General features: G+C 62.2%; 21 protein-coding genes and 1 riboswitch. Of the genes, 5 read left to right on the plus strand and 16 right to left on the minus strand.

The annotated features are described in order from the left end of the window. The first annotated feature begins 8 nt into the window (after positions 1 to 8). Both ACFQ95_RS24230 and ACFQ95_RS24235 read left to right on the plus strand, forming a co-directional pair. Entirely contained in the window at positions 9 to 353 is a 345-nt protein-coding gene (locus ACFQ95_RS24230) for an FmdB family zinc ribbon protein (protein ID WP_422835259.1), read from the plus strand. A gap of 150 nt (positions 354 to 503) precedes the next feature. Beyond that, positions 504 to 1,547, plus strand: coding sequence for an aliphatic amidase (locus ACFQ95_RS24235; RefSeq protein WP_422835260.1), 1,044 nt, complete (start codon positions 504 to 506; stop codon positions 1,545 to 1,547). Positions 1,548 to 1,630: 83 nt separating this feature from the next. On the opposite strand, the gene ACFQ95_RS24240 is transcribed toward ACFQ95_RS24235, so the two are convergent. The 7 genes from ACFQ95_RS24240 to ACFQ95_RS24270 form a co-directional block, all read right to left on the minus strand. Then, positions 1,631 to 3,577, minus strand: coding sequence for a family 2A encapsulin nanocompartment cargo protein cysteine desulfurase (locus ACFQ95_RS24240; RefSeq protein ID WP_422835262.1), 1,947 nt, complete (start codon positions 3,575 to 3,577; stop codon positions 1,631 to 1,633). Between the two features lie 8 nt (positions 3,578 to 3,585). After that, entirely contained in the window at positions 3,586 to 4,518 is a 933-nt protein-coding gene (locus ACFQ95_RS24245) for a family 2A encapsulin nanocompartment shell protein (protein ID WP_422835264.1), read from the minus strand. 61 nt (positions 4,519 to 4,579) lie between these two features. After that, a complete protein-coding gene (locus tag ACFQ95_RS24250; RefSeq protein WP_422835265.1) occupies positions 4,580 to 4,855 on the minus strand; it encodes a helix-turn-helix domain-containing protein in 276 nt (91 codons plus the stop codon). Then, complete coding sequence (gene epsC / locus ACFQ95_RS24255; protein ID WP_422835267.1) at positions 4,852 to 5,790, minus strand: serine O-acetyltransferase EpsC; 939 nt, start codon at positions 5,788 to 5,790, stop codon at positions 4,852 to 4,854. Before epsC ends, ACFQ95_RS24250 begins: the two co-directional genes overlap by 4 nt. 52 nt (positions 5,791 to 5,842) lie before the next feature. Then, positions 5,843 to 6,325: a rhodanese-like domain-containing protein gene (locus ACFQ95_RS24260; protein WP_422835269.1), complete on the minus strand. Its 483-nt coding sequence runs from the start codon at positions 6,323 to 6,325 to the stop codon at positions 5,843 to 5,845. A gap of 192 nt (positions 6,326 to 6,517) precedes the next feature. Continuing rightward, entirely contained in the window at positions 6,518 to 7,015 is a 498-nt protein-coding gene (locus tag ACFQ95_RS24265) for a hypothetical protein (protein ID WP_422835271.1), read from the minus strand. Positions 7,016 to 7,139: 124 nt separating this feature from the next. Then, a complete protein-coding gene (locus ACFQ95_RS24270) occupies positions 7,140 to 7,511 on the minus strand; it encodes a response regulator (protein WP_422835273.1) in 372 nt (123 codons plus the stop codon). Positions 7,512 to 7,699: 188 nt separating this feature from the next. Between ACFQ95_RS24270 and ACFQ95_RS24275 the strand changes: the two genes are divergently transcribed. Then, positions 7,700 to 7,981 (plus strand): hypothetical protein, encoded by a 282-nt coding sequence (locus tag ACFQ95_RS24275; protein WP_422835274.1) that lies wholly within the window; start codon positions 7,700 to 7,702, stop codon positions 7,979 to 7,981. A gap of 24 nt (positions 7,982 to 8,005) precedes the next feature. On the opposite strand, the gene ACFQ95_RS24280 is transcribed toward ACFQ95_RS24275, so the two are convergent. Beyond that, positions 8,006 to 8,797, minus strand: coding sequence for an IclR family transcriptional regulator domain-containing protein (locus ACFQ95_RS24280; RefSeq protein ID WP_422835276.1), 792 nt, complete (start codon positions 8,795 to 8,797; stop codon positions 8,006 to 8,008). A 172-nt stretch (positions 8,798 to 8,969) separates the two neighbouring features. On the opposite strand from ACFQ95_RS24280, the gene ACFQ95_RS24285 reads away from it, so the two are divergent. Then, positions 8,970 to 10,379 carry an MFS transporter gene (locus ACFQ95_RS24285; RefSeq protein WP_422835278.1) on the plus strand — a complete coding sequence of 470 codons (1,410 nt, stop codon included), beginning with the start codon at positions 8,970 to 8,972 and terminating at the stop codon, positions 10,377 to 10,379. A 75-nt stretch (positions 10,380 to 10,454) separates the two neighbouring features. Here the strand turns inward: ACFQ95_RS24285 and ACFQ95_RS24290 are convergent, their stop codons facing one another. The 8 genes from ACFQ95_RS24290 to ddpX all read right to left on the minus strand — a co-directional run bounded on the left by ACFQ95_RS24290 (position 10,455) and on the right by ddpX (position 18,668). Further along, positions 10,455 to 11,600, minus strand: coding sequence for a branched-chain amino acid ABC transporter substrate-binding protein (locus ACFQ95_RS24290; protein ID WP_422835279.1), 1,146 nt, complete (start codon positions 11,598 to 11,600; stop codon positions 10,455 to 10,457). A 176-nt stretch (positions 11,601 to 11,776) separates the two neighbouring features. Next, positions 11,777 to 12,757 carry a dipeptidase gene (locus tag ACFQ95_RS24295; protein WP_422835281.1) on the minus strand — a complete coding sequence of 327 codons (981 nt, stop codon included), beginning with the start codon at positions 12,755 to 12,757 and terminating at the stop codon, positions 11,777 to 11,779. Further along, complete coding sequence (locus ACFQ95_RS24300) at positions 12,754 to 13,536, minus strand: ABC transporter ATP-binding protein (protein WP_422835283.1); 783 nt, start codon at positions 13,534 to 13,536, stop codon at positions 12,754 to 12,756. Before ACFQ95_RS24300 ends, ACFQ95_RS24295 begins: the two co-directional genes overlap by 4 nt. Then, positions 13,533 to 14,372 carry an ABC transporter ATP-binding protein gene (locus tag ACFQ95_RS24305; RefSeq protein WP_422835285.1) on the minus strand — a complete coding sequence of 280 codons (840 nt, stop codon included), beginning with the start codon at positions 14,370 to 14,372 and terminating at the stop codon, positions 13,533 to 13,535. The genes ACFQ95_RS24300 and ACFQ95_RS24305 overlap by 4 nt, the downstream gene beginning before the upstream one ends. Further along, complete coding sequence (gene nikC / locus ACFQ95_RS24310; RefSeq protein ID WP_422835287.1) at positions 14,369 to 15,247, minus strand: nickel transporter permease; 879 nt, start codon at positions 15,245 to 15,247, stop codon at positions 14,369 to 14,371. Before nikC ends, ACFQ95_RS24305 begins: the two co-directional genes overlap by 4 nt. Positions 15,248 to 15,291: 44 nt before the next feature. Further along, entirely contained in the window at positions 15,292 to 16,356 is a 1,065-nt protein-coding gene (locus tag ACFQ95_RS24315; RefSeq protein ID WP_422835289.1) for an ABC transporter permease, read from the minus strand. A 27-nt stretch (positions 16,357 to 16,383) separates the two neighbouring features. Then, a complete protein-coding gene (locus ACFQ95_RS24320; protein ID WP_422835290.1) occupies positions 16,384 to 17,997 on the minus strand; it encodes an ABC transporter substrate-binding protein in 1,614 nt (537 codons plus the stop codon). Positions 17,998 to 18,071: 74 nt separating this feature from the next. Further along, on the minus strand, positions 18,072 to 18,668 hold the full coding sequence (gene ddpX / locus ACFQ95_RS24325; RefSeq protein ID WP_422835291.1) for a D-alanyl-D-alanine dipeptidase: 597 nt from the start codon (positions 18,666 to 18,668) through the stop codon (positions 18,072 to 18,074). 98 nt (positions 18,669 to 18,766) lie between these two features. Next, positions 18,767 to 18,868: riboswitch (S-adenosyl-L-homocysteine riboswitch) on the plus strand. Between the two features lie 25 nt (positions 18,869 to 18,893). Here ddpX and ACFQ95_RS24330 point away from each other — a divergent pair. Next, positions 18,894 to 20,878: dihydropteroate synthase (locus tag ACFQ95_RS24330; RefSeq protein WP_422835292.1), on the plus strand; the 1,985-nt coding region annotated here is incomplete at its 3' end.

The raw sequence follows: 20,878 nt of genomic DNA on the forward strand, positions 1-20,878 counted from the left end.
CCTGCGCGATGCCGACTTACGACTACCAATGCCACGACTGCGGCGGCTTTGAAGCCCGCCGCAGCGTGAGTGAACGCGACGCCGCCATCTGCTGCCCCGACTGTGGTGCGGCGTCAGCGCGCGTCATGTCGGCAGCGCCGCGCCTGGCGCTGATGTCCGACGGCACACGCCGCGCCATCAGTGTGAACGAGCGCGCAGCACACGAGCCCAAACGCTCTGGCGACTACGCGCGACTGAAAAAGCACCCCTCGGGGTGCGGCTGCTGCAGTACCAGCAAACGCGGCGCGACAGTGACGGCACCCAACGGCGCGAAAAGCGCCCCAGGTCGCCGCCCCTGGATGATCAGCCACTAGTAGAGCAATTGCTAAATCCGCCCCGGTTTTACGCCAGGACAACGCGGAACTGGCTTTGCCAGGCCGCTGTTGTCGCCCCCTGCAAGGGGGTAGGCGTAGCGACACGCCCTTTGCGAAGACTGGGGGTGAGCCAACCGTTAGGAGCCAATCATGATGCACGGTGATATTTCCAGCAGCCAAGACACGGTAGGTGTGGCCGTGGTCAACTACAAGATGCCGCGCCTGCACACCAAGGCCGAGGTATTGGCCAATGCGCGCAAGATCGGCGAGATGTTGGTCGGCATGAAGGCCGGGCTGCCGGGCATGGACTTGGTGATCTTTCCCGAGTACAGCACACACGGCATCATGTACGACGGCCAGGAGATGTACGACACGGCCGCCACCGTGCCCGGTGAAGAGACCGCCATCTTTGCCGAAGCCTGCCGCAAGGCCAAGGTGTGGGGCGTGTTCTCGCTGACCGGCGAGCGGCACGAGGCGCACCCAAACAAGGCGCCCTACAACACCTTGATCCTGATGAACGACCAGGGTGAGATCGTGCAGAAGTACCGCAAGATCATGCCGTGGACACCCATCGAAGGTTGGTATCCGGGCGACACGACGTACGTGAGCGATGGGCCGAAAGGCATGAAAATCAGTTTGATCATTTGCGACGACGGCAACTACCCCGAGATCTGGCGCGACTGCGCCATGAAAGGCGCGGAGCTGATCATCCGCTGCCAGGGCTATATGTACCCGGCCAAGGAACAGCAAATCCTCATCAGCAAGGCCATGGCCTTTGCCAACAACACCTATGTGGCGGTAGCCAACGCGGCGGGCTTTGACGGCGTGTACAGCTACTTCGGCCACAGCGCCATCATCGGCTTTGATGGCCGTACGCTGGGCGAATGCGGCGAGGAAGAAATGGGCGTGCAATACGCCGCGTTGTCAAAGAGCCTGATCCGCGACTTCCGCAAGAACGGCCAGTCGGAAAACCACTTGTTCAAGCTGCTGCACCGTGGCTACACCGGCATGATCAACTCGGGCGACGGCTCGCGCGGCACCAACGTCTGCCCCTACGATTTCTACAAGAACTGGGTGACCGACCCCGACGGCACACGCAAGGCCGTGGAAGCCATCACGCGGCCGATGATAGGCACGGAGGAATGCCCGATTGAGGGCATTCCGAATCCGCACAGCAGCCCGGGCAATTTATAAAAAATGAGCCCCTGATGCTTTCTGGATACGCGAGAGAAGCTATCTTTTTCATAGTTTCTCTCGCCCCGAACCACATCAACGGCTCAACTGTTGCGCCGTGCAGATGAAAGGCGGCGCACCACCGCCACCAGCCGGTCAATCTCATCGAACGTGTTGTAGAACGCGAGTGATGGGCGCACCGTGGTCTCCACACCAAAGCGGCGCAGAATGGGTTGCGCGCAATGGTGGCCGGTGCGCACGGCAATGCCTTCTTCGTTGAGTGCCTGGCCCACCTCTTCGGTGCTGTAGCCGGCCAATACAAACGACATCACGCTGGCCTTGTCGGCGGCGGTGCCGATCAGGCGCACACCTTTGATGGCGCCGAGTTGTGCCATGCCGTAGACCAGCAGATCGTGTTCGTAACGGGCGATGTTTTCAATGCCCACCTTGTTCACGTAGTCGATGGCGGCGCCCAGGCCCACGGCGTCGGCGATGTTGCCGGTGCCGGCTTCGAACTTGTTGGGAATGGGCTGGAACACGGTCTTCTCGAACGTGACGTCGGCGATCATATTGCCGCCGCCTTGCCACGGTGGCATATTTTCCAACACTTGACGCTTGCCCCAGACCACACCGATGCCGGTGGGTCCGAACACCTTGTGGCCAGAGAACACAAAGAAGTCGGCGCCCAGGTCTTGCACATCAACACGCATGTGCGAAACCGACTGCGCGCCGTCAACCAGCGCCACCGCGCCAGCACGTTTGGCCAGCGCGACGATTTCCTTCACCGGCACCACGGTGCCGAGTGCGTTCGACACCTGGGTGACGGCCACAATCCTGGTGCGGTCGTTCAGCAGCTTGCGGTATTCGTCCAGCAGCACCTGGCCCGAATCGTCCACCGGGATCACGCGCAACTTGGCGCCCTTGGCGGCAGCCAACTGCTGCCACGGCACGATGTTGGCGTGGTGTTCCAGATTCGAGACGATGATTTCATCACCCTCGCCCACGTGTTGCCCGCCCCAGCTCTTGGCCACCAGGTTGATGGCCTCGGTGGTGCCGCGCACAAAGATCACCTCTTCCACCTCGGGTGCGTTGATGAAGCGGCGCACACGGTCGCGTGCGCCTTCATACGCATCTGTCGCACGCGCGGCCAGGGCATGCGCGGCGCGGTGGATGTTGGAGTTTTCGTGCTCGTAAAAGTAGGCGATGCGGTCAATGACCGACTGTGGCTTGTGGGTGGTGGCGGCGTTGTCGAACCACACCAGTTGTTTGCCGTTCACCCGCTCTTGCAGAATGGGAAAGTCGCGCCGGATGGCGTTGACGTCGAACGGTGGGTGTTGGCCCTGGCCGGCCTGCGGTGCGGCGTTCACACCATGGGGGTGTGGCGTGGCGGGCGTGACGTAGCCGCTGGTGAGGCGCACCGAGTCGACGAAGTAGTACTTGGGTTCGGTGCTGGGCGCTGGTTCCGCTGGCAACGCTTGGCCAATGGGCGGCGACACCGGAGACACAGCAGGCACGGGGGCACGACTCGAAAAGTCAGCGTCTGGGTGACCGAACTGGTGGTTCAGAAAGTAGAACGGCGAGGCGTCTGGCCGGGTGGCCGTGGGCGCGGCCTGCGCCACCTGTGCGATCTGGGCTTTCGGCTCGCTCAGCAACACATTGCCAAAACGCGGCTCGTAGGCCGGAACGGCGCTGAGCACGTGGTCGGGCACACCGTTGGGCGCCACTGCATGTGGCACCAGTGCGGGCGCACGGTTGCCCAGCGACAAGGCCTGGGTGGGCGAGCCCTGTACCAGGTTGCTGCCGGGGATCTGCCCTTGCGGAATAGGCGTGCCGGGCACACCCGGGCCGAAGCCCGCAGGGTTGGCCAAGGCCGAGCCGGGCGGCGCGATGTTCACGGGCGCTTGCGCACCCGGCACACCACTGAAGCCCGCCGGTGGAGCAAAGCCGTCTGGCTTGGCCGCAAACAGCTCGGTGGCCAAACGCGCCAGCAGGGCTGGATCGAATGGCGCACCTTGCGCTTCGGCAGAAGGAAATGGGGCGGACGTACTCACGTACTGCTTTATTTGTAGGTATCGGGATAGTCGTGGTACTTGCCGATTTCGACATCGTCGAGCACGGCCAGTGCGTCGCTGGTGAGCACCGCCAGCGAGCAATAAAGCGAGATCAGGTAGGACGCAATCGCGTGGTTGTTGATGCCCATGAAACGCACCGACAGACCGGGGCTTTGTTCGCCGGTCAAACCGGGCTGGAACAGGCCGACCACACCCTGGCGCTTGTCGCCCACACGCAGCAGCAGGATCTTGCTCTTGCCATCGGCCACGGGAATCTTGTTCGACGGGATCAGCGGAATGCCGCGCCAGGTGATGAACTGCGAACCAAACAGGCTGACGGTAGGCGGTGGCGTGCCACGGCGCGTGGCTTCGCGGCCAAACGCGGCGATGGCCAGCGGGTGCGCCAGGAAGAACGCGGGTTCTTTCCAGACCTTGGTCAACAACTCGTCCAGGTCGTCGGGCGTGGGCGCACCGGTCAGCGGGAAGATGCGCTGCTCGTCGGTCACCTGCGCCAAGAGGCCGTAGTCGGGGTTGTTGATGAGTTCGCTTTCCTGGTTCTCCTTGATGGTCTCTATGGTCAGGCGCAGCTGCTCCTTGATCTGGTCGTGCGGGCTGCTGTAGAGATCGGAAATACGCGTGTGCACGTCAAGCACGGTGCTCACGGCGTTGAGGAAGTATTCGCGTGGCTGCTCTTCGTAGTCGACCCAGGTGCGGGGCAACTGGTTTTCTTCTTCACGCGAGGTGCAGGTGACCTTGATGGACTCGGGGTTCTTGACCTTGTTGACGCGGTAGATGCCGGCCTCGACAGGCACCCACTGCAGCAGGTGTGTGAGCCAGCGTGGCGAGATGGTCTCTAGCTGCGGAACGGTCTTGGTGGCGTTGGCTAGTTGTCTGGCGGCGTTGTCGCCCAAAGCGGTGGTGCCGCCCACGGTTGCTGTCATGAATACCCCTGTGTGAAGTGAAAAGTACTTGCACGCAGTGTCCGGCGCAGCCGGTTTGGACTCAACCGGCTATAGCCATCAACGGTGCTGTGTGGCCCACAGGCTTGTGTTGCAGTTGTTCGCTGTGCGCCACCAAAGCGCTGCTGGCCAGGCCTAGGGCATGCGCGAGTTTTTGCAAGGTCACCAGCGAAGGCACAACCCTGCCACGCTCGATCTCGCCCACATAGGTGCGGTTTAAATCCGATTCGGCCGCCAGGCGTTCTTGCGACCAGTTTTTCTGTTCACGCAGTTGCTTCACGGCTTGGCCGAAGCAGGCGCCAAGATTGGGGGAAGTCATGCACGCCTCTCTTGCCTCGGCGCCAGCTCTTGCTGCACATCGGCCTGCGACACATTGCCGCCCGGTGGCACGCTATGTGTCAGCCAAACGTTGCCGCCGATCACCGCGCCACGCCCCAGGGTGACACGACCCAGCACGGTGGCGCCAGCGTAGATCACCACGTCGTCTTCCACGATGGGGTGGCGCGGCTGGCCTTTTTGCAGGTGGCCTGCGGCATCGGTAGGGAAACGTTTCGCGCCCAGCGTCACCGCCTGGTAGATGCGCACACGCTGGCCGATGATGGCGGTCTCGCCTATCACCACGCCGGTGCCGTGGTCGATGAAGAAGCCCGGGCCGATTTCGGCGCCGGGGTGGATGTCGATGCCGGTTTGCGCGTGTGACAACTCGGCCGCAATACGCGCCAGCAGTGGCAGGTCCAGTCGGTACAACTGGTTCGCCAGCCGGTGGTGGATCATGGCCAAGACACCGGGGTAACACAGCAGCACTTCGTCGACGCTGCGTGCCGCCGGGTCGCCGTGGTAGGCGGCGAGCACATCGCTGTCGAGCAAGCTGCGGATGGCGGGCAACGCTGCGGCGAAGTCGTGCACGGCAGCACTGGCCCGCGTGGCGATGGAATCGGTGGCGCTGCGCGGGTCGTCGGCACGGGCGTGGCGTTCCTGGTAGGCCAGCTCCAGCTGCGCTTGGGCGTGCAGGCCGTGCAGCGCGGTGTCCAAGGTGTGGCCGACGTAAAAGTCCTCACTCTCGTGCCGCAGATTCGGCGGGCCCAGGCGCATGGGAAACAACACACCTTTGAACTCTTGCAGAATTTGCGCCACCGCGTCACGCGAGGGAAACTCGCGCCCGCCGGGTTCACCCGAGCGTTTTTGCGCGGCACGCCAGTCGCGGCGAATCTGGCCTAGGGACTGGACGATGGGTTCGACGTTGAATACTGCCACGTGGAGGTCTTTCTTCTTGCTGCGGATCGGGATGCCGGCGAAAGTTCGGCGCTCAGTCCTGTACCCAGGGCAACTGATGGAACTGCCAGCCATCGACACCGGCGCGGTGTTGCCTGGCGTCCAGCTCACCTTCAAAACCTTCGAGCACGTTGAACACCCGGGTAAAGCCGGCCTTGGCCGCCGCTTCGGCCGCCAGTGCCGAGCGTTTGCCGCTGCGGCACAACAACAGCACCACGGCGTCCTTGCCACCGACCTTGGCCTCCAACTCGCGCACAAAACGCGGGTTGCGCGTGAGGCTGGTGCCCGTGGCCCAGGCGACGTGGGCGGTGTCGGGCACATGGCCAACGAACTTGCGCTCTTCTGTGGTGCGCACATCCACCAACTGCGCGGCGCCGCTGGAAAACAACTCCCAGGCCACGGCCGGCGGCACGCCGCCCGCGTAGGGCAGTCCGGTCGACAGCGCCAGCACACGCGCGGATTCCAGCGCGGCGGGCAGGCTGCTGGCAACAATTTCAGAAGACGAATCGGACGACATACACACTCCAGTTGAACTGGCCGCAGAGGGACAGGGATTGCGGCTTTTGGTCACTTTAGGGGTGTGCTGCCCGAACTCAAACGATTAAGAATCTACTTCTAAATAACGTTTGACTCTATAGAGGCCCAAACGGCTGGGATGGACAAGGCCATCCAAAAACACCCAATGGAAAACAGGCTTGCGCTATCAGCCTTAACGCGCCGGGCGCAGTTCTGCACGTTCGGCTTCTTCTCCTAAGGGGGTTTGCGGGTCCAGGCCACGGTCAGGGGATTCGGCCACCTGCGGTGTGTCGGTGGCGTGCTCTATCAGTTCCTCGATGATGAAGCGGCCATACAGCTGCGCACGCTCGGCGCCAAAGGCATGGGCCATGTTGGCCACGCGGCGCGCGGCTTGCTCACCTTTTGCCCGGACGACCAACCAGTGGTAACCGCGCACTGCAAGCTCGCGGTGGGCCTTGATGAGGTTGATTTCCTGGCCCAAGTTCGCCAACGGACTGGCATGGGCCAAGTCGTCGTCAATTTGCGCCAGCATTTCCCCAGCGGTGTAAGAGGTGACGGCATCTTCGGCATAACCTTCAGCGGCGAGTGCCTGGCGCGCATGCTCGGCCTGCGCTTGGGAAGGAAACGAGATGACGAGATGTCCTACGGGCTTGAAAACACCAAAGCTGGTGGGGTGGTCTTGCAGTTCCATAGCCGCCTCCTGATGGGTCTTGACGGACACACCGGCAAACGGGCGCATCCGTATGCTTAGCATGGCCGCTGTGGCCTGCCCCGGGTGTGGGAACGCGGGCCAAGACCCTGTAGGCAAGGGCCGTTCAACCGTTGGTGAACAGTTCGCTGCAAAAGCCGAAGAAATCGTCCAGCTCGGTCGACTTGTCAAAAACCGCCGTGGCACCAAGCGCCAAACACTTTTGCCGGATGTCCGGGGTCGCGTAATTGGTAAGCACCACCATATGTTGATCGGGGCTGCGGTTGGTGCAATGGCGCAGGACTTCCAGGCCTGAGCCCTTTTTCAGGAACAAATCCACCACCACAAGCTGCCAGGCATGCATAGACAAGGTTTGGATCGCGTCGACTGCGGTGTCCGCCACGGCCACGACTTCGAGATCAGCGAGCTCTCTCATGGTGGGAATAAGAGCTTCGCGGATCGTTGAGCTGTCCTCGATGAGTACCGTCACGATGGACATGATGGATTCCGCTAAACAGTTCCGCAGGTTGCGGTAGAGCGGCAAAAATATGTCGCATCTGTATTTGAACCACGGCAGAATCGTTTACTCGTAGGACGGTGACCCATTCGACAGTCGCTTATTGCACTATCACTGCACGACCACTTTTTCATTCCCGCTCGCCCCTCCGTTTTTGCAAGGACTTTATCGTGCCCAAAAAAACCAAGAGTGCCCAGGTCGCCACCGATCTTTCCTTGAAGGATGCGGCCAAAAAGACCAAGCAGGTCAACGAAGAAATCGTCGTAGCGGAAGAGGAGTTGACGGTGGCCCACGCCGTGCTCGACAAACATATTCCAGAAAACGCCAATGAGCCGGATGTGCGGCAAGCGGTAGAGGCCACCGAGCAGGTGAAGAAGCGGCTGCGCAAGTCGGTCAAAGAGCTGGCCACGGTACAGGCCACGCTGGAGAAGAAGGCCGCTGAGCAGGCTTAGGCCACGCCAACGCCGTTCGCGGTCTCAGAGAATCGGCCGCAGCGTCTCGGCCACCTCGCGCAACACCGGCAGCAGTTGGGCGACCAGTTGGTCGTCCGGGTACATCTGGCGCTGTACGGTCACACTCAACGCGTATTGGCAGCGGCCTTTTCTGTCCTTCAACGGCACGGCCAGACCGCTGAGACCGAAGCTCAAATACTGGTCGGCCTGCGCGTAACCCAACGCCCGTGCGGCCACCACGTTACTGCGAAAAACCACCGGGTCGTCCAACGTGGCGCCGGTAAAGTTGGTGAAGTCGTGCCGCGCAATCCAGGTGTCCAGCGCGGCATCGTCCAAGGTTGAAAGAATCGCAAAGCCTTGCGCCACCACGTGCGCCGGCACACGTGCACCGGGGTGAAAACCAATGGAGATCAGCCGCGGTGCGTTGCTGCGCGCCAGGTAGACGATTTCCTGCCCGTCAAGCGAGCCGACGTTGAAGGTTTCGCCACACTGCATGGAGGCGCGCTGTATGTAGGGCTGCACCAGGCGGGGAATACGCGCCGCCTCCAGATACGCCTGGCCCAGGCGCAGCACACGCGGCAGCAGCCAGTAGTACTTGCCGTCGGTGGCGGCATAACCAAAATGCACCAGGCTCAACAGGTAGCGTCTGGCGGCGGTGCGGGTCAGGCCGGTCAGTACACCGGCCTCGGTGGCGGTCAGGCGTGGGCGGTCATCGGAGAAGGCTTCGATCACACGCAAACCCTTGCCCAAGCCTTCTATGAGCAGCTTGCGGTCGATGGGCGCGGGGTCTGAAGAAGTGGGAGTGGGGTCGGTCATGCAGTAAGCTCCTGCCTAGCGATAACCCTAGGTTTGGGCGCATAGTGTACGGCTGCGATCAATCATTGATCGCACAAATACTTTTAGTTCACCCGTTGAACGCAGCTCGCGCCTACAGTTCCGCACCCCCTCCGCCGCCCGCAGCGGATCACGCCTTCTTCAGGAGACACCCATGGCTTCTTCAGCCTCATCACCGGCCAGCGCGCAGCATGGCAAAGACCAGTCGAAAAAGGCCACGGCCAGCGGCTGGATTGGCTCGGCGCTGGAATACTACGACTTCTTCATCTACGCGACCGCCGCGTCGCTGATTTTTCCGCAGATCTTCTTCCCCAACACCGACCCCAAGGTGGCCATCATCGCCTCGCTGGCCACCTACGGCGTGGGTTATGTGGCGCGTCCCATAGGCGCATTTTTTCTCGGCCACTGGGGCGACACCCACGGCCGCAAACAGGTGTTGATCCTGTGTATGTTCCTGATGGGTTTCTCCACCGTGGCCGTGGGCCTGTTGCCCACCTACGCACAAGTCGGGCTGTGGGCGCCAGCATTGCTGGTGATGCTGCGCCTGGTGCAAGGTTTTGCAGTCGCAGGTGAGATCTCGGGCGCGAGTTCCATGATTCTGGAACACGCGCCGTTTGGTCGCCGTGGCTTTTTTGCCAGCTTCACGCTGCAAGGCGTGCAGGCCGGGCAGATTTTGGCGGCGGCGGTGTTTCTGCCGCTGGCGCACTACATGCCGGCCGAACAGTTCAACAGCTGGGGCTGGCGCATTCCGTTCCTGCTGAGCTTCATCGTGATTGTGGCGGGCTACATCATCCGCCGCGAAGTCGATGAAACCCCGGCGTTTGCGGTGGAAGACAAAAAAGGCGAGTTGCCCAAAGCCCCGGTGGTGCAAGCCGTGCGCGAAAACTGGCGCGACATGCTGCGCGTGATGTGCTGCTCGCTGATGAACGTCATCCCCGTGGTGACCACCATCTTCGGTGCGGCCTACGCGGTGCAGCCGGGTTATGGCATAGGCTTCGAGAAAGACGTCTACCTGTGGATTCCGGTGCTGGGCAACATCGTCGCCGTGGCGGTGATTCCGTTTGTCGGCAATCTGTCGGACAAGATCGGTCGGCGCATTCCCATCATGGTCGGCGCCGTTGGCTCGGGTCTGCTGTCGTTTGGCTACCTCTACGCCATCAGTGTGCACAACGTGCCCATGGCCATCATCATGTCGCTGCTGATGTGGGGCGTGGTCTACCAGGGCTACAACGCGATCTTCCCTAGCTTCTACCCGGAAATGTTTCCTACCCGCACCCGGGTGTCGGGCATGGCGATTTCGCAGAACCTGGGCACGCTGGTCACGGCCTTGTTGCCCGCGCTGTTTGTGGCGGTGGCGCCCCCCGGCACGGCGAATATTCCACTGGTCATAGGCTCCATCACTCTGGCCGTGACACTGGTGGCCGCCATTGCCGCCTGGACCGCACGCGAAACTTACCGCGTGCGCATGCAGGACCTGGGTGACCCAGACGCCGTGCCGGTGCCCGCGGGCGAGTACCAGCGCCTGCGTGAAGAAGCCGTATTGCAGGGGCGCGTCACCCGTTGACGCAGCGCTCGCTTCAAGCAAAAAAGCCGCCTAGGCCCGTCACGGGTCCAGGCGGCTTTTTCACATGCATCACTTTTAGTTCAACGGCACCCGCACACCGTCCTTGTAGCTGTAGAGGGTGACGGCTGGGTGCGTCAGTTCCCCCTTGTCGGTGAACGCAATGTTCGCCGTCACACCTTTGAATTGCGTTTTGCCCAGGAACGAGGTGTAGACCTTGGGGTCGGCCGAGTTGGCGCGCTTCATGGCATCGACCAGTACAAAGGTCGCGTCATAAGCATAGGGGCTGTAGATCTGGAACTGCCCCGGGAACTTGGCGTCGTAGCGCGCCTTCCACTCCGGCCCGCCCTGCATCTTCTGGATGGAGGCGCCGCCCGTGGCGCAGGTGACCTGGCCGACATTCGCCGACTTGGACGCCAGTTCAGACAGCTTCTCGGTGCACAAGGCATCACCGCCAAAAAACTTCACCTCGCCCATGCCCAACTGCACCAGTTGGCGCAGCATGGGACCGGCCTGGGCGTCGAGGCCGCCGTAGAAGATGCCATCGGGCTTCTTGCTCTTGATGCCGGTCAGGATGGACATGAAGTCGGTGGCCTTGTCGGTGGTGAACTCCTGCGCCACCACCTTGATGCCCTTTTGCTCCGCCGTGGCCTTGAACACGTTGGCCAAACCCTGGCCGTAAGCCGTGCGGTCGTCGATGATGGCCACGCTTTTGAGCTTGAGCGCATCGGCCGCGTACAACGCCACAGCGGCACCCAGGGCGTTGTCATTGGCGATCAGGCGGTAGGTGGTCTTGTAGCCGGGCTTGGTCACATCCGGGTTGGTGGCCGCCACCGTGATATGTGGCAGGCCACAGCGGTTGTAGATGCTGGCGGCGGGAATGGTCGTGCCCGACTGCAGATGGCCCACCACACCGGCCACGCCGGCGTCGCAGAACTTTTGCGCCACGGCCGTGGCTTGGCGCGGGTCGCCAGCGTCGTCTTCGGCGGCGATTTCAAAACGCACGGCCTTGCCACCAAGGCTGGGGTTCTGGGCGTTGATCTCGTCAATCGCCAGGCGCACACCGTTTTCGGTGTCTTTGCCAATGTGGGCGATGCCACCGGAGACCGGGCCGGCATGGCCGATTTTGATGATTTGCACACCTTGGGCGCTGGCGGCACTGGTGGTCAAGGCCAGGACGGCGGCGCCGCCGAGGTGCAATACGAAGCTGGGGGTTTTGCGCATGGGAAAGCCTCTTGATTCCAAAAACTGAAGGCTGGAAGTCTAAGGGGCCGCCTTGAACGGCAAATGGCTGCGGATTGTTACGAAAGAAACGCTTTGTTTTACCCAGAAAAAGTATCAAATTAATAGCTACCTACGCTTATTCAATATGGGTAAAAAGCCAATTTTGCTTCCAACTCTTACGCTGGCCAAACCTGCTGCGCCACCCGCCGCATATTGCCGCCGAGCACCAGCGCAGCCTCGTCCGCCGTCATGCCTTCGGCCTGCAGCGCGGCACCCAGGCTTTGCCAAGCCTCGGGCGGTGGGTAGTAGGCGCGGCTGATCGCGCGGTCGTAACCCGCCGACTTGGGCCACCAATAGGTCGGGTCGTAGTCACCGGGCGGGGTGTCGTTGAGTTCGGGCTGGGAAAAGCTGATGTCCAGCCCAATGCCGGTGTGCTGCACACCCACCAGGTTGGCGACGTAGGCGGCATGGCGCGCCACGTCTTGCACCGTGGGCTGCTGCGTGCCGACGAAGAACGATACACCCGACACACACACCACACCGCCCGTGGCCGCGCAGGCGCGGATTTGTTCGTCGGTGATGTTGCGGCCGTGTTCTATCAGCGCCAGCGGGTTGGCATGGCTGAAGATCACCGGCTGGCTGGACGCCGCCATGATGTCCAGGCTGCAACGCCGCCCGGTGTGTGAGCAGTCCATCAACATACCGGTCGCATTCACCGCCTGCACCATCTGCGCGCCGAGTGCGGTCAGGCCACGTACCTCGTCGTGGCAACCATCGGCCACGCTGTTGTTGCGGTTGTAGGCGAAGTGGATTTGCCGCACACCCAGGCTGGCGTATAGCGCCACCATCTCGAGCCGCTCCATCAGCGGCATGGCGCCTTCGAGATCAAAGCCTATGGCGATGCGGCCGCTGGCAGCAGCGGCTTCAATGTCGGCCACACTTTGCGCCAGCACATAGGCATCGGGCTTGGCGGCAATGGTGGCGCGAAAGCCGGCCAGCACGGCCATCACTTGGGTCACGGGGTTCATGTCCATGCCGACGTTGATGGACACGTAATGCACGCCGGCGGCGCGGAAGCGGTCAATCGGTGCGAAGCTGGCGTTGGGGTGCAGCGGCAGGCAGGCGTGGGCCTCCCAACGGAGGTGGTTTGGTTTCATGCAATGGTCTCCTGGCGCTGGAAACCACGCGAGGCTTCCATCAACTGCCGAGTGTAGGACTCGCTGACGCGGTGTGCGGCCAGGTCGGCGGCGGCCAGCATCTCCACGGTTTGGCCACGCTGCATCACCATCAGGCGTTCACACAGGTGGGTGACCACGGCGAGGTCGTGGCTCACCATGATGAAGCTCAGGCCACGGCGGGCACGCAACGTCTCCAGCAGGTTCAGCACCTCGGCCTGTACCGAAGCGTCCAGCGCAGAGGTCGGCTCGTCGAGCAGCAGGATTTGCGGCTCCAGAATCAGCGCACGTGCAATGGCGATGCGCTGGCGTTGCCCGCCGGAGAGCTGGTGCGGGTAACGAAAACGAAAGCCCTTGCCCAAGCCCGCCTCGTCGAGCGCCCGCTCGATGCGCGCTTGTTCGTCGCCCATGCCGTGTATGGTCAGTGGCTCGGCCAGCAGACGGTCCACCGTGTGGCGCGGGTGCAGCGAACCATAGGGGTCCTGGAACACCATCTGCACCTGGCGACGGAAGGCTTTGCTGCCGGGGGCGGGTTGTACACCACCGTCGCGGCCTATCAGTTGCACCGTGCCGGCTTCACGCGCGGCCAGGCCGCAGATGGCGCGCAGCACGGTGGATTTGCCCGAACCCGATTCACCCACGATGCCGAAACTTTCGCCCGGCTGCACGGTAAACGAGGTGTCGGCCACGGCGATGAAGTCGTCAAAACTGACGCGCAGGTTTTGCACCTCCAGGCCGACGGATTGAGACTGCAGGGTCATAACGCCCACTCCGGTTTGCGGTCTAGTGTGGGCAGCGGATGTTGCGTGGCGCCTAGTTTGGGCAGGCAATTCAACAGGCCCAGCGTGTACGGGTGCTGCGCCTGCGCCAGCCCGCCGGCGGGCAACTCTTCCACCACGCGGCCGGCGTACATCACCAGAATGCGGTCGCAAAAGGTGGACACCAAACGCAGGTCGTGCGACACAAAAATCAGCCCCATGCCACGCTCGGCCACCAACTTGTCGAGGATGGCCAGCACCTGCAATTGCACCGTCACATCAAGCGCCGAGGTCGGCTCGTCGGCAATCAGCAGGTCGGGGTTGGCGATGAGCATCATGGCAATCATGGCGCGCTGGCCCATGCCGCCAGACACCTCGTGCGGGAACAGCTGGTACACGCGTTCTGGATGGTCGATCTGCACCGCAGCCAAGGCTTCCAGCGCGGCTTTCCTGGCTTCGCGCTTCGATGCCTGCGTATGCGCCTGCAGCGCCTCGACAATTTGTTCGCCTATGGTCATCACCGGATTCAGCGAAAACTTAGGGTCTTGCAGCACCATGGCAATGCGCCCGCCGCGTAACGCGCGCCGTTGTTTGGGTGCGCAGTTCAGCAGGTCGATGCCGTTGAACGCCAGCCGCTTGGCCGTGACCTGGCCGCCCGGCGCCGTCAAACCCAAAATGGCCCGGCCGGTTTGCGACTTGCCCGAGCCCGACTCCCCCACAATGCCCAGGCGCTCGCGCCCCAGCGTGAACGACACACCACGCACCACTTCCACGCGGCCGCCCTCGCGGTTGGGGAAAGAGACACGCAGGTCTTCAATTTCCAAAACGGGCTCTGTCATTTAACGCCTTTCGGATCGAGGGCGTCTCGCAAGCCATCACCCACCAAGTTAAACGCTAAGCTGACCAAGAAAATCGCCGCACCAGGCGCCGCCGCCACCCACCATTGGTCGAGCACGTATTGCCGCCCGTTGGCAATCATGGCGCCCCACTCCGGCATGGGCGGCTGCGCGCCCAGGCCCAGAAAGCCCAGGCCGGCAGCGGTGAGGATGATGCCCGCCATGTCGAGCGTGACACGCACAATCACCGACGACAAACACAGCGGCATGATGTGGTGCAGCACGATGCGCCAGGGCGACGCACCAATCAAGCGCACGGCGGCGATGTAGTCGGTTTGGCGTATGGTCAGCGTCTCGGCGCGCGCCATGCGCGCATACGGCGGCCAGGCAGTGAGCGCGATGGCGATGACGGCGTTCTCGATGCCCGGCCCGAGTGCAGCGACAAAGGCCAGCGCCAGAATCAGGCGCGGAAACGCCAGGAAGATATCGGTGATGCGCATCAGCGCTGCATCCACCAAGCCACCGGAATAACCGGCCACCGTGCCCACCAGCAAACCAATGGGTGCGGCCAGCACGGCCACCAGCACCACCACAAACAGTGTGATGCGCGAGCCGTAGATCAGCCGCGAGAGCAGGTCTCGGCCCTGGTCGTCTGTGCCCAGCCAGAACTGGCCCGAGGGCGGCAACAAACGTGTGGTGCGCAGGTCGCCCACGGTGGGGGAATACGGCGCCAGCAGCGGCGCAAACAAGGCCACCAGGATCAGCGCCAGCACAATCAGCAAACCTGCCATGGCAAGCCGGTTGCGCGCGAACACACGCCAGGCGCCGTAGGCTCGGCCCCAGGCGGCTTGGCGCCGTGAGGCAGGCTGGTCGCTCATCAGCCAAGCATGCAAGCGGACGTGCCAGCGATTCAAAGTAGCGGTCATCGGATGCGGGTACGCGGGTCTAGCGTTTTGTAGAGCAGGTCAGACAAAAGGTTCAGGCCTATGAACACCGAGCCCACCACAATCGTGCCGCCCAACACCGCGTTCATGTCGGCGTTTTGCAGCGAATTGGTGATGTAAAGGCCCAGGCCCGGCCAGGCGAACACGGTCTCGGTCAGCACCGAGCCTTCGAGCAAACCGGCGTATGACAAGGTGATCACCGTAACCAAGGGCACCATGGCGTTGCGCAGCGCGTGGCGCCAGATGATGCGCGCCTCGCTCAGGCCCTTGGCGCGCGCGGCCACCACGTATTCCTGGCTCAGCTCGTGCAGCATGAAAGAGCGTGTCATGCGGCTGATATAGGCCATGGAGAAAAAGCCCAGCAGCGTGGCCGGCAGCACCAGGTGCGAAAGCACGTTGGCAAACGCGTCCCACTGGCGTGCCATGGCGGCATCGAGCAACAGCAGGCCGGAGACATTGGTCAACGTGTATTCATAAACCACGTCCAAGCGGCCCGGGCCGCCCACCCAATCGAGCTTGGCGTAGAACAACACCAGCCCCATCAGGCCCAGCCAGAAGATCGGCACAGAATAACCCACCAGGCCCAGCACACGCACCACTTGGTCGACCCAGCGGCCTTGGCGCACCGCCGCCCACACACCCATGGGCACACCAAACAAAACGCCGATGAAAATGCCCAGCGTGGCCAGCTCCAGCGTGGCTGGAAAGGCGCGCCGAATGTCTTGCATCACCGGGTTGGAGGTGAGCACCGAGGTGCCAAAGTCGCCCTGCAAGGCCTTGCCAATGTAGATGTAGAACTGCTGCCACAGGGGTTTGTTAAAGCCCATTTCTTCACGCACACGCGCCACCAGTTCACCCGAGGCGCGGTCGCCCACAATCGCCAGCACCGGGTCTATGGGCATGACGCGGCCAATGAAGAAGGTGACGGCCAGCAAGCCCAGGTAGGTCAGCACAATGACCATCAGGAAGCTGGTCACACTGCGCACGGCACGGGAAAAACCAGCGGGCCTGCGGGCGCCCGCCTTGCGGTCAACGGCTTTCAAACCAGTTCGTTCGCGTTAGTGTTCGGACTAGTTCTTCGTGACCTTGAACATGTAGTTCGTATCAAACGTGGGGCCGAGCTTGAAGCCCTCGACGTTGCTGCGCACACCGGCCACTTCCACCTGCTGGAACAGCATGATGAACGGGCTGGTCTTGCGGAACTCGGCCTGCATGTCTTCGTAGAGCTTCTTGCGTTTGCCGGTGTCGCGTTCCAGCACGGCGGCACTCGCCATCTTGTCGAGCTCGGGCACCATCCAGGCATTGCGCCAGGCCAGCGGCTTGGCCTTGGCGTCGTCGCTGTTGTCGCTGTTCTGCACAAAGGTGGCGTTGGTGTGTGGATCCCAATAGTCGGCGCCCCACTGGCCTATGTACATGTCGTGTGTGCGCGCACGGTATTTGGTCAGCACTTGTTTGCCGTCGCCAGGAATGATTTCGATGTCGATACCGGCGCGCTTGGCGTTTTGCTGGAACGACTCGGTAATGCCCTGCACCGGCTGTATGGTGCGCATGTCTATGGTCACCTTGAAGCCATTCGGCAGGCCGGCCTTGACCAGCAGCGCCTTGGCCTTGTCGACGTCGAGCTTGTAGGGCATGGCGTTGCTGGCACCCAGCAGGCCTTGCGCCATGAAGTTCTGGTTCACCGCACCAATGTTCTTGATGAGTGTGTCGCCAATCGCCGAATAGTCGACCAGCCACTTCAGCGCTTCACGCACTTCGGGCTTGGCCAGGTTGGGGTTCTTCTGGTTCAGGCTGATGTAGTACACCGTGCCCTTGGAGGCCGAGGTGGTTTTGATGTCTTTGTTGGCGGCCAGCGCGGCCAGGTCTTGCGGCGACAGATTGCGCGCAATGTCCACGTCGCCTTTTTCCAGCATCAGGCGCTGCGTCGCCGACTCCTTGCTGTGGCGGTACAACACACGCGCCAGCGGTGCCTTGCTGCCATAGTAGTTGTCGTTGCGCTCCAGCATGATGACTTCGTTGGCGCGCCACTCACGCAGCTTCATGGGGCCGGAACCGGCATAGTTGGTCTTGAGCCAGGCGTAGCCCATGTCGCCATTGACCTCTTTGCTGGCGAGCAGCTTTTTGTCGACGATGGCGCCGACGTTGGCCGTGAGGCAGTTGAGCACAAACGAGGAGGCGTAGGCTTGGTCGGTCTCGAATGTGACCTGCAGCGGGCCGGTGGCTTTGATCTTGTCTTTGACGTTATCTTTGTTGAAGCCAAACTGGCCCAGGATGAAAGCGGGTGACTTGTTGAGCAACACGGCGCGCTGCAGCGAATAAGCCACGTCTTCAGCGGTGAGCGGGTTGCCCGAGGCGAACTTCAGGCCGGGTTTGAGTTCGAAGCTAAAAGTTTTGCCGTCGGCCGAGATGGCCCACGAAGCGGCCACGTCGCCAACAATCTTGGACGGGTCGCTGGTATCCAGGCGCACCAGGCGGTCGTAGGTGTTGCCCATGATTTCGCCGGCGGAGAGTTCAAACGCTTCGGCCGGGTCCATGGTGATGATGTCGTCGAAACCGAAGGCCAACACCAAGGTATCTTTGGGCGTGGCGGCCAGCGCCGGCGTCAGGCCGGCCGTCAAGATCAAGGTGGAAACAGCAGCGGCGGCGAGCACGCGGCGGGTGAACAAGGGAGACGAACCACGCATGAATCTGTTCCTTTTGTTGTGAATTTAATCTGCGAGCTTGGCAGACCGGGCACAACGCAAGAACCATGCTAACCCTAGCTTGTCAGAGCATCCTCGGCATGCATCACCGGGCTCAAATCACCTAGTAAGCGGCTGTCGATCAAGCTGTAGCGCGGGTGGGCGGGCAGCGCGTAATGCCACCATTCGTGCGCCAGGTGTTGAAAGCCCGCGTCCTCCATCAGACGCAGCAATACCAGCCGATTCGCCTGCGCCTGGGGCGACACCGCCGTACTGAAATGGTGCGAAGCCACCGTCATGTCGTCGAAGCCGGTGCCCATGTCAACCTCTTGGCCGTGGGCGTCGACCAGCGTCAGGTCAACCGCCGTGCCGCGTGTGTGGTTGGAGCCTATGGCCGGGTCGGCCACAAAAGCCTTGTCGGGCGCGGTGTCCCACAACACCTGCTGCGCCGCTTGCGGGCGGTAGGCGTCGAAGATCTTCAGGCGGTAGCCGGCGGCGGCGGCATTGGCCACGGCTTGGCGCAGGCAGACCTCGGCCTCACGGTGCAACAGGCATTCGGCGCGGTGGTAGATGATTTGGCCGGCCACGTTATGAGGAGTGGCATAGGCCAGTTCGAGCAAAACGCCGTGGCTTTGAGGGGTGATGTGGACTAGCGGGTGGGCAGAAGACGACATGAGGGGCTGGCACGCAAAAAACAACACGAGGCGGCAGGATAAACCACATGCGCAAATCGGCGCTTAAATGGGAGCCTTGGCGGTTGTAAAATCGCCCCTCCCCCAAGGAGCGTTGCAGCGCGGCCCCCAGACACCCGTCGGTTGGCCGCGTCAGGCTTGGGACATTCGGCCTCGCCGAACAGAAACGACGCTCACCTGAAAAGCTGTTCCTCACAGGTGAGTTGTATGTCTGAAATTTCCGTCCCCCCATTGAAGTTGTCCGGCCTGGAGCCCGTCTCCATTGGCGAGGGCACACTGTTCGTCAACATCGGCGAGCGCACCAACGTCACCGGCTCCAAGGCCTTCGCTCGCATGATCTTGAACGGCGAGTTCGACCAGGCCTTGTCGGTGGCGCGCCAGCAGGTGGAAAACGGCGCCCAGATCATCGACATCAACATGGACGAGGCCATGCTCGACAGCAAGGCCGCGATGGTGCGCTTCCTGAACCTGATCGCCTCCGAGCCCGACATCGCGCGTGTGCCCATCATGGTCGACAGCTCCAAGTGGGACGTGATCGAAGCCGGCTTGCGCTGCATCCAGGGCAAGGGCATCGTCAACTCCATCTCCATGAAAGAGGGCGTGGAGAAGTTCAAACACGAGGCGCGCCTGGTACGCCGTTATGGTGCTGCCGCCGTGGTGATGGCGTTTGACGAAGTCGGCCAGGCCGACACCTTTGCGCGCAAGATCGAGATCTGCGAACGCGCCTATCGTGTGCTGGTCGACGAGGTCGGTTTCCCGCCCGAAGACATCATCTTCGACCCGAACATTTTTGCCGTGGCCACCGGCATTGAAGAACACAACAACTACGCGGTCGACTTTATTGAAGCCGTGCGCTGGATCAAGCAAAACCTGCCAGGCGCCAAGGTGTCGGGCGGGGTGAGCAACGTGTCGTTCAGCTTCCGTGGCAACGACCCGGTGCGCGAAGCCATACACACGGTGTTCCTGTACCACGCGATTCAAGCGGGCATGGACATGGGCATCGTCAACGCCGGCATGGTGGGTGTGTACGACGAACTGGAACCGGTGCTGCGTGAGCGTGTGGAAGACGTGGTGCTGAACCGCCGTCCCGACGCCGGTGAGCGTCTGGTCGAAGTGGCCGAAAGCGCCAAGAGCGGCGCCAAGGACGAAAGCAAAAAATATGACTGGCGCGGCACGCCAGACAACCCGGTGTCGGTGGAACAGCGCCTGAGCCACGCCATGGTGCACGGCATCACCGAATTCATCGTGCCCGACACCGAAGAGGCCTACCAAGCCGTGCTGGCCAAGGGCGGACGCCCGCTGCACGTGATCGAAGGCCCGCTGATGGCCGGCATGAACATCGTTGGTGACCTGTTCGGCGCGGGCAAGATGTTCCTGCCGCAGGTGGTGAAGTCGGCGCGCGTGATGAAGTCCGCCGTGGCGCACCTCATCCCCTATATCGAAGAAGAAAAGCGCCAGGACGAAGCCGCCGGCCGCGACGTGCGCACCAAGGGCAAGATCATCATCGCCACGGTGAAGGGCGACGTGCACGACATCGGCAAGAACATCGTCACCGTGGTCTTGCAATGCAATAACTTCGAGGTGGTGAACATGGGCGTGATGGTGCCCTGCCACGAGATCCTGGCGCGCGCCAAGATCGAAGGCGCCGACATCGTGGGCCTGTCGGGCCTGATCACACCGTCGCTGGAAGAAATGCAGTACGTGGCCGGGGAAATGCAGAAGGACGACCACTTCCGCGTGAAGAAGATTCCATTGCTGATCGGCGGCGCCACCACCTCGCGTGTGCACACGGCGGTCAAGATCGCCCCGCACTACGAAGGCCCCGTGGTGTATGTGCCCGACGCCTCGCGCAGCGTGGGCGTGGCGCAAAACCTGTTATCGGAACAGGCGACGCAGTACATCAATGAACTCAACGCCGACTACGAGAAAGTGCGCCAACAGCACGCCAACAAGAAGCAAGTGCCGCTGTGGCCGCTGGCCAAGGCACGTGCCAACAAGACGCCCATAGACTGGGCGAGCTTTGTGCCCGCGCAGCCCAAGTTTCTGGGCCGCCGCGTGTTCAAGAACTTCGACTTGTCGGAACTGGCCAAGTACATAGACTGGGGCCCGTTCTTCCAGACCTGGGATTTGGCCGGCCCGTTCCCGGCCATCTTGAAAGACGAGATCGTCGGCGCCGAGGCTGTGCGTGTGTT

The organism is Variovorax sp. HJSM1_2 (genome assembly GCF_049316285.1).
In the GTDB taxonomy this organism is placed as follows: domain Bacteria; phylum Pseudomonadota; class Gammaproteobacteria; order Burkholderiales; family Burkholderiaceae_C; genus Rhodoferax_B.